Here is an 8498-nt window from a genome sequence, read left to right on the forward strand (position 1 = left end):
TTAGCGGAGCGGAACTAACGGAGCTTCAAAATTCCGCCGAAAAGAGCAATGAAATTTCAAGTACGAGCGTGAGCGATGGTACAGCTGCCGACAAGAGCGCGGGCATGGATGAAATTTTAAACGACTATGCAGGCGCGGACAACGCGGACGAAATCTCAAATAGCTGCATGCAGAGCGCGGATAAAATTCCGATCCCAAGCACAGATAAAATTCCAAGTAGCCGCGCGGATAACGCAGATAAAATTTTAACCGCCAAAATGAGTGCAGCTCAAACCCGCACCGCCCGTCTCGCCGAGAATAAAACTTTAAATTTTAAAAATCCCGCTCAAAACCAAATTCTGCCGCCGATAAGCCTAAAGAACTTCAATCTCGTCGCGGCAAAGCTCTTCACGGGTCGCACGCATCAGATCCGCGTGCATTTAAGCTCGATAAATCGGCACATTTTGGGCGATCATTTATACGGATTTAAGAGCGAAAACGCTAAAATTAGCAGGATTTTGCTCCATGCCTATTTGCTCTATTTCATCCATCCGCGAAGCGGCAAAGAGGTGAAAATATGCGCGGGCTTGCCGAGCGAATTTCTAAATTTTACGACAAATCAAAAGGTAAAGGATGAAATTTATGAAAAAATTTTACCGACTAACGTTGAGCGCTACTTTAGCGATATTAGCGGGTGGTTGCGCTATGTCTAGCGCGCCTAGTGCAAGCGACGAGAGCCTTCCGCGCGTAGAGGGGATCAGGACGATCGCGAGCGACGATGAGATCGGGCTTGAGTGGCCTAGATACGACTCAAATACCGCCGTGTTGGGCTTTGTCGTTTACCGAGCACCCGCAAGCGGCGGCGAAGCCAAAAAGATCGCCACCATCGCAGATCCATACTCCACTCACTACGTAGATACGAGGCTGCAGCCGGGCACTTCGTATAAATACACCGTGCGCACATACGGCGCCAAGGGCGTTTCGGCTCCTTCTCCGGTCGCTATCGCAAGCACAGCAAAAATGCTAGAGTCCGTGCCATTTGCGCAGGCTATATACGGGCTTCCGGGCCGCGTCAAGATCATCTGGCGTCCGCATCCGGATCTTCGCGTAAGCTCCTATCTCATAGAGCGCCGCCCTAAAGGAGGCGAGTCATGGAGCACGATTAAAGAGGTTCGCGGCAGACTTAGTGCTGAATATATCGACAATATCGATTATGGCGAAGGATATGAATACCGCATCACCGTCAAAACCGAAAACGGAGAGCTGTCCAAGCCTAGTGCAGTCATTGCCGCAGCGCAGGCAGAATAAAGTTTGCCAAATTTCATAACCCGCAGCGTTAGCCTGCCGCCGCTGCCGATTAAGCTCGGCGAGACCGAGTTTTTAGAGACGGCGCGCGGCAGAAATTTAACGCTCGTGCGAACCAAGAGCTTTGATAGCGAGTTTTTTATCATCGTAAAGCCCAGCGGCGACAAGGTGATAGTAAAGGGCGAAAAGATCACCAAGCCCGCTAAGATCGGCCATCTGCAACGAGCGCTCGAAATTTTTAAAGAGCGCTTTTGCGGGCGGATCATCTCGCAGGCGTTTGCCTACAAAGACAGCTCGCTTACCGAAAAAACGCCGCTGATTTTGGACGAGAATGAAATTTTATCCCTCGTAAAAAGCTCTAAATTTAATAAAATTTTCATCGAGATCGGCTTCGGCTCGGGCAGACATCTACTCCATCAGGCGCGCTCAAACCAAGACGCGCTGCTAATCGGCATCGAAATTTACAAGCCCGCGATCGAGCAGGTCGCAAAGCTAGCGATCCGCGAGGGGCTGCAAAACATCGCTCTCATAGCCACCGACGCGCGGGTTTTGCTGAGCCTGCTTCCCGCTGGCTGCCTGCAGCGCGTATTTTTGCACTTCCCCGTGCCGTGGGACGACGCGCCGCACCGCCGCGTCATAAGCGACGAGTTCGCCTCGCAGATCGCACGCACGCTCGGACGCGGCGGCCGCTTCGAGCTTCGCACCGACAGCGAGGAGTACTTCCTCTACGCGATGCAAAAACTCTCGCCCTACGTGCAGCGCAAAGCGGGCGAAATTTCGCACTTCAAAAACCGCGACGCCGCCGTAGCGAGCAAATACGAGGATAGATGGCGCAAAATGGATAAAGACATCTACGATCTGATCTACGAGAACAAAACCGCGGACCTGGGCGAGCCGCAGCAGTTTGAGATGGAATTTTTAAAATTTGACGCGGCAAAGATAGCGCGAAATTTTAAAAATTTCACCTTCAAAGGCGAGGATTTTTTCGTGCATTTTGAGGAAATTTTTTACTTTGACGCGCAAAAAAGCTTGGACGCGGGCAGCGCTTGCGAAGCGAACGGCGTAAATTTAAGCAGCGCGGACGAAGCTATAAACGACGAGGCTATAAATTTAGACGCGACACGCGGCGGAAATTTAACCGAGCGCGGGAGCATGGATGAAATTTCGACAGACTGCGGCAAAATTTCAGCTACGACAGCAGGCGATAAAATTTCAGCTTGCGCGAACGCTACGCAAATTCTAAAAAAAGCAAGCGTCGCATCTTGCAAAAATGAGTCGCAAGCCGAACTGAAAAACGAGCTAAACCACGCTGCTGAACCGCAAGTCGAATTACAAAATAAGTCAAACCACGCTATCAAGTCGCAAATCGGTCACCGAAGCGAACTAAGCCATGACGAGCTACAGGCCGAACACCAAGGCAAATTAAATCGTGCCGAGCAGCAAGATAAACACCAAAGCAACCTAGAAGGCCGTGCAGAACCGCAAGCCGAACACCAAAGCGAGCTAGACTGCACAAAGTCACAGCTTAAACAGCAAAGCAAACCGAGCTGCGCAGAACCGCAAGACGTGCTAATCCTGCTTTCGCTCGGGGCATTCGACTTTCCGCAGCAGTGTTTCATCCGCGCAAACGCAAGCGGTACGCGCTACTTCATCCGCCGCCCGCTTCCTACGCGCGAAAACCACGCGGCACATCAAAAAATTTCGGAGATATTTTCACAATGGCAGAGATAACGGACGATTACAACATCATCACCGCAGCGGGCCTCACGCTGGGCTACGAAAAGGCGGGCGCGGTCATCCAAGACGCGAGTTTCGGCATCGGCGCGAAGGATTTCGTCATCATCACGGGCAAGAGCGGCAGCGGCAAATCCACGCTGCTTAAGTCCTTCTACGGCGGCATCGACATCATCGGCGGCGAACTAAACGTCTGCCTGTGCGATCTAAAGGGCATCACAAACTCCGATCTGCGCACCCTGCGCCAGCGTATCGGCATTATCTTTCAAAACTACCGCCTGATCAACGAATGGACGATCGAGCGCAATATAATGCTTCCGTTAATGATAATGGGCTACAATCAGCAGGTCTGCCAAGACCAAGCCAAAAAGCTACTGCGCCACGTCGAGCTCGGGCACAAGATGGGCAAGTATCCGCTCGAACTTAGCGGCGGCGAGCAGCAGCGCGTGGCTTTGGCGCGTGCGATGGCGCATAATCCGCGCCTGCTGCTGTGCGACGAGCCTACGGGAAATTTGGACGACTACTCCAGCGCCATTATTTGGAATTTACTGCGCTCGGCGTGCGAGTCGTGGAACGCCTGCGTCGTCATCGTAACGCACAAAATGCCCGCCACGCTGCGTTTTAGGCACCGACATTTTGAGATTAAGGACGCTAAAGTAAATGAAATCGATTAAAACCCATTTCGGCGTGATCTTTTCGCTCGTCGCGCTGCTTTTTTCAGTGCAGTTTGGAATTTTTATGAGTAACCTAACCAAAAGCTACGAGCGCTCGATCCAAAACGAATACAACATCGTGCTGGTCTCCAAAACCTCGCTCAGCTTGCAAGACGCACAAAAAGCGGTGCCGAAGATCAGCTCGATTAGCGAAATTTCCACAGCGGGCATCACCGAGCGACTGAAGGGTAAAATTTCACAAAACGCTTTTGCCGAGCTTAGTAAAAATTTGCCTAAATTTTATAGCGTCAAGCTCGAAAGCTTCCCTGACGCCGCGCAGCTTGCCAAGATCGAGCAGGATTTAAAATCTATCGGCTCGCTCACGCGGGTTGAAATTTTTAAAAAGACCCACGATGAAATTTTTAAAATTTTACTACTTATCAAAAGCCTCGTTTACGGCTTTGCGTTTCTCATCGTGCTTTTAGGCGTGATGTTAATTCACCGCCAGATGCGTATCTGGGTTTACGAACACAAAGAGCGCATCGAGATCATGGAGCTTTTCGGCGCGTCGTTTTTGATAAAAAGCGGCAAACTCTACCGAATGGCGATAATAGACTCCTTCATCGCCACGCTGATCGTGACCTGCTTCTACATTGCGCTTCCAGGCTGGGAGGTGTTTTCGACCACGCTTAAGGGTATCGGCGATCTACGCACCGCCATAGTGCTGCCTTACGATGCACTGATCCTTTTGGGTGCCGCCTTGGCGCTATCTATCATCGCGGTAAGTTTTGTGATGCTGCAAATTGGAAATAAACGAGCATGAAAAGGGCTTTTTTAGCGCCGCTTCTTGCGCTGGGGCTTGCCGCGGCTCTTACTTATGCCGCGCCCGCAAAGGGTCAAAGCACGAAAGATAAGATCGCCAAAGCGGGTCAAGAGCTCAAAAGCTCGCAAAAGGAGGGAATGCAGCTCTCGCAAAAGATCGACGAGATCGCTGGCCTTATCGTAAAGGAGCAGGAGGGCTTTAAAAAGCGCGAGGGCGAGATCAAACAGCTAAGCGAAACGATCGAAGGGCTAAAGGATCAATACGCCGCCGAAGCGCAGGAGCTTGAAAAGCTTAATAGCCAAAACGTCACGCTTCTTAGCGTGCAAAACGATCTGGAGAGCAAGATCATAAGCGTGATCTCGCAAGAGCTATCGTTTGATCTCATCACCGACGTAAATTCCACAACCACGCCCGATTCCATCGTAGCTAGCGAAATTTTAGAGGGGCTCGGCGTCGTTATGAACGACGAGCTGAAGGGGTTAATCAAAGACTACGAAAATAATCAAAATTTTATCAACGAGCAGAACAAAAAGATCAAATCGATCCAGGCGAGCATGGCGGGCTACGACAAGAAAAAAACCGATCTTGACGCCAAGCAAACCACCCAAAAAGAGAAGCTCGCGCAGATGAAAAAGGACAAAGAGGACTACATCGCGAGGCTTGAGAAGATAAACGACGAGCAAGACGCCATATCTAAGACCCTGCAGGAGCTTAAGATCATCGACGACGCCGAGGAAAAAGCCAAAGCGCAGAAGGAGGAAGCGGCACGCCAAGCAAAGCTAGAGGCGCAGAAGCAAAAGGAGCGCCAGGCGCGCGAAAAAGAGTATGCCAAAGCAAAGGCGGCCGCCAAAAAGGCGGGCAAGCCCGAGCCTGCGCCGCCTAGCGAGCCCGAGCCCGAAGTGAGCGAGCCTGCGGATGAGCGCGTAAGTAAGATCAACCAAAAAGTCAAGCAGTACGGCTCTAGCTATCAATCCTCGCGCGTCAAAAAATACAGCGGAGCCAAGACCGCAGCGCCTCTGAACGGCGCGTATTTGAAGCGAAAATTCGGCAATTACAACGATCCCGTGTATAACATCAAGCTTTTCAACGAAAATATCGTGCTGGGCTCAAACAGCGGCGACACACAGGTTAAGGCGGTACTGCCGGGCAAGGTGGTCTTTGCTAAAGAGACCGCCGTGCTCGATAAGGTCGTGATCCTAGAGCACAGCGGCGGCATCCACACGATCTACGCGCATCTAAATCAGATCCCGCCCACCGTGCGCGTCGGCTCTAACGTCAAAAAGGGCTACATCATCGGGCGCATCGGCTCGGATCTGACCTTTGAGGTAACGCAGCAGAACTACCACATCAACCCGCTCGATCTAATCAGCTTGAGGTAAGCCGTGAGCAGGGAAAATTCTAAATTTAGCGAATCTTGCGAGGATGCCGAAAATTTAAATTTAAGCGAGCAAAATTCCGCCTCGGCGCTAAATTTAGATAACTCAAATCCCGAAACGACGCCAAATTTAAACAATCAAAATTTTACTGCCGCAACGGGCGCCGAAGCGGCATCAAAAACGGCGGTAGGCGCGGAAACAACACGTAACACTACCGTAACGGCGGAAATGGCTACGGCAGCTACAGCAAAAGAAGCGGAGGCGGCGAGACCGCAAATCCAAGAGCTTACCAATTTTCTTAGCGAATACGCCGCCAAGATGCTTAGCATCGGCACCTACACCGCGCGTATCGAGCGCTGCGTGTGCAGGATAGCGGGCGCTTACGGCTACGAGGCGAGCCTGATGATCTTCGTGCGCCACTTCATCATCAGCGTGATGGATCCTGCGGACAACTCCATCCGCCGCACCTACGTCAAAACGGGCGCTGCGGCGCAGATCAGCTTCGATCTGATCTCGGAGCTAAGCGCGCTTAGCTGGGAAATTTACGACGAAAAAATCCCCCTTGCGCGCGCCAGAGCCTCATTTGCAGAAATTTTAGCCTCGCAGAAGAAAAGCTTTGCCAAAACTCTTGTTTTGCTAAGCGTCGCAAATGCCGCATTCTGCGAGCTTTTCGGCGGCGATGTTGGCGCGATGGCGTTAGTTTTTGCGGCTACGGCTTTTGGAATTTGCGCCCGCTATCTGCTTAGCAGGCTCAAAATCAACCTAAAAATCCAATACATCGCGGTTTCGTTCGCAGTCTCCTTCATCGTCTCGCTAGGGGCTCGCTACGGGCTTAGTGCCACGCCCGACGTCGCCGTGGGATCGAGCATATTGTTTTTGATCCCCGGCGTCTGGCTGATCAACTCGGTATTTGACATCCTAAACGAAAATATGCTCGTAGGCATCAGCAGAGGGCTGAACACGGGGCTTTTGATCATCTGCATCGCAATCGGGCTCTTTCTGACGCTTAGCATCTCAAATTTGGGGCTTGTAAATGTTTGATATAGCGCTTTTGGTATTTAAGGACGCCTGCTTTGCCGCTGCGGCGGGGCTCGGGTTTGCGTATGCGTGCATGCCGCCTAAAAAGACGCTCGCCTTCTCGGCACTGCTTGCGGCGGTAGCGCATTCGTGCAGGTTTTTACTGATTCAAAGCCAAATTTTTTCGATCGCCGCCGCGACGCTTTTTGCGTCGTTTCTGATCGGTGTTTTGGGGATGCTCTGTGCCAAGCGCCTCAAGGTGCCCGCAGAGATCATCGCCTTTCCCGCGCTGCTTCCGATGATACCTGGCATCTACGCCTATAAGGCGGTTTTGGCGCTGTTTTCTTATATCAAAGCCGCAGGCGCGCAGCAGAAGCTCGCTCATCTCATCTCGTTTTTCGACAACGCCCTCGCCACGGTCTCGATCTCGCTGGCGCTCGGCACGGGCGTTTCAATAACGCTGCTAATTTTCTACGAGCAGTCCTTGATGATCACTCGCGGCGCAAGGAGCAAATAGCGCTAAGTAAGAAATTTTAAGCAAGCGCGGTGGGTAAATTTTATAAATTCTATTTTATTGCTCTCGTTTTATCTCTTTGGTTTTTTCATCGTAATAATATCCTTGCTCCACACCCAGCAAATTATCTTTTATATCGTATTTATATGTATAATTTTCATCAAAAATACCTAGATAAAAAGCATACCGACTATATTTTCTACCTTCTAACTCAAAAAATGCTTTATACGGTTTTATATCTTTCTTTTTAAAGTTATATAAATTACAAAAGTTATCGTATTTTTTATCTATTAGGCTTACATACATATCAAAAAATAGCATGTCGATTGGAATAGAAAAAATTTTATCATTAGGATATTTGTGGTCGTATATTTTAGGATTAATTTCATTTAAAAATATTTTTTCCGTAAATAACATATCAAATACATGTTTATCATTTTCTAATCCGCTAAAATATAATTTGTATTTTAAATTTCCATCCGACAAGATTAAACTATTATTATTTTCCCAGGGGTAAACAACTTCGCCTTTGAGCATGGACATATTTACAAAATCTTTGAAATTTGCTACGGCTTGTTTACCATTGCAAGCCCTGTCTCCCAAACTCATAAAATATTCTAAATTTATATTGTCATCTACAATGAAAAATTCGCAAGCTTTATCTGGGCGATTATTTCCACCGCATCTTTCCGCCAACCCGCTATAAAAATTATAAAATTCATCCTCTACTTTACCGTATTGTTTCTTTATTTTTCTTTCCATATCACGGAATTCCTCCGCTGAAATATTTATAGATTTATAGGTCTTTTTAAGCATACACTTTAACGCTCTATCTTTAAGCTGTATATCGGTAAGATTGCCATCTAGATCGCATACCCATTTATATGGATCGGTTTCAATTTTTTCGGCTGAATTTGGGTATTTATACTCCGCAATAATCGAAAGTATCGCGCACAAAGCGCATATTATTATGATGAAGACCAAGCACAGATAATATCTCGTTTTCAAATTTCGCTCCTAAAATTTTCCGCAATATACCTCACATAGACTTAATCCGCGATAATTTTAGTATGCCTCAAATATCGTTAAATCAGAGC

The 8498-nt window shown here is 49.0% G+C and carries 8 protein-coding genes and 1 pseudogene; 8 read left to right on the forward strand and 1 reads right to left on the reverse strand.

Going from position 1 to position 8498, the window contains the following annotated elements:
* The 8 genes and pseudogenes from Q0236_RS05500 to Q0236_RS05535 form a co-directional block, all read left to right on the forward strand.
* Positions 1 to 692 (forward strand): annotated as a pseudogene (locus Q0236_RS05500) (hypothetical protein); the annotation flags it as partial.
* Complete coding sequence (locus Q0236_RS05505) at positions 622 to 1287, forward strand: fibronectin type III domain-containing protein (protein ID WP_297915876.1); 666 nt, start codon at positions 622 to 624, stop codon at positions 1285 to 1287. The pseudogene Q0236_RS05500 and the gene Q0236_RS05505, both read left to right, overlap by 71 nt.
* 3 nt (positions 1288 to 1290) lie before the next feature.
* Entirely contained in the window at positions 1291 to 3015 is a 1725-nt protein-coding gene (gene trmB / locus Q0236_RS05510; protein WP_297915878.1) for a tRNA (guanosine(46)-N7)-methyltransferase TrmB, read from the forward strand.
* A complete protein-coding gene (locus Q0236_RS05515; RefSeq protein ID WP_295152369.1) occupies positions 3003 to 3692 on the forward strand; it encodes a cell division ATP-binding protein FtsE in 690 nt (229 codons plus the stop codon). Before trmB ends, Q0236_RS05515 begins: the two co-directional genes overlap by 13 nt.
* Positions 3679 to 4494 carry a hypothetical protein gene (locus Q0236_RS05520; protein WP_297915880.1) on the forward strand — a complete coding sequence of 272 codons (816 nt, stop codon included), beginning with the start codon at positions 3679 to 3681 and terminating at the stop codon, positions 4492 to 4494. Before Q0236_RS05515 ends, Q0236_RS05520 begins: the two co-directional genes overlap by 14 nt.
* Positions 4491 to 5873, forward strand: a complete 1383-nt coding sequence (locus tag Q0236_RS05525; RefSeq protein ID WP_297915882.1) for a peptidoglycan DD-metalloendopeptidase family protein — start codon at positions 4491 to 4493, stop codon at positions 5871 to 5873. The genes Q0236_RS05520 and Q0236_RS05525 overlap by 4 nt, the downstream gene beginning before the upstream one ends.
* Before the next feature lie 225 nt (positions 5874 to 6098).
* A complete protein-coding gene (locus tag Q0236_RS05530; protein ID WP_297915886.1) occupies positions 6099 to 6911 on the forward strand; it encodes a threonine/serine exporter family protein in 813 nt (270 codons plus the stop codon).
* 1 nt (position 6912) lies between these two features.
* Complete coding sequence (locus Q0236_RS05535) at positions 6913 to 7404, forward strand: threonine/serine exporter family protein (protein ID WP_297915888.1); 492 nt, start codon at positions 6913 to 6915, stop codon at positions 7402 to 7404.
* Positions 7405 to 7458: 54 nt separating this feature from the next.
* On the opposite strand, the gene Q0236_RS05540 is transcribed toward Q0236_RS05535, so the two are convergent.
* On the reverse strand, positions 7459 to 8409 hold the full coding sequence (locus Q0236_RS05540; RefSeq protein WP_297915884.1) for a hypothetical protein: 951 nt from the start codon (positions 8407 to 8409) through the stop codon (positions 7459 to 7461).
* Between the last annotated feature and the right edge of the window lie 89 nt (positions 8410 to 8498).

The sequence above is a fragment of the uncultured Campylobacter sp. genome (assembly GCF_938031315.1).
In the GTDB taxonomy this organism is placed as follows: Bacteria; Campylobacterota; Campylobacteria; order Campylobacterales; family Campylobacteraceae; genus Campylobacter_B.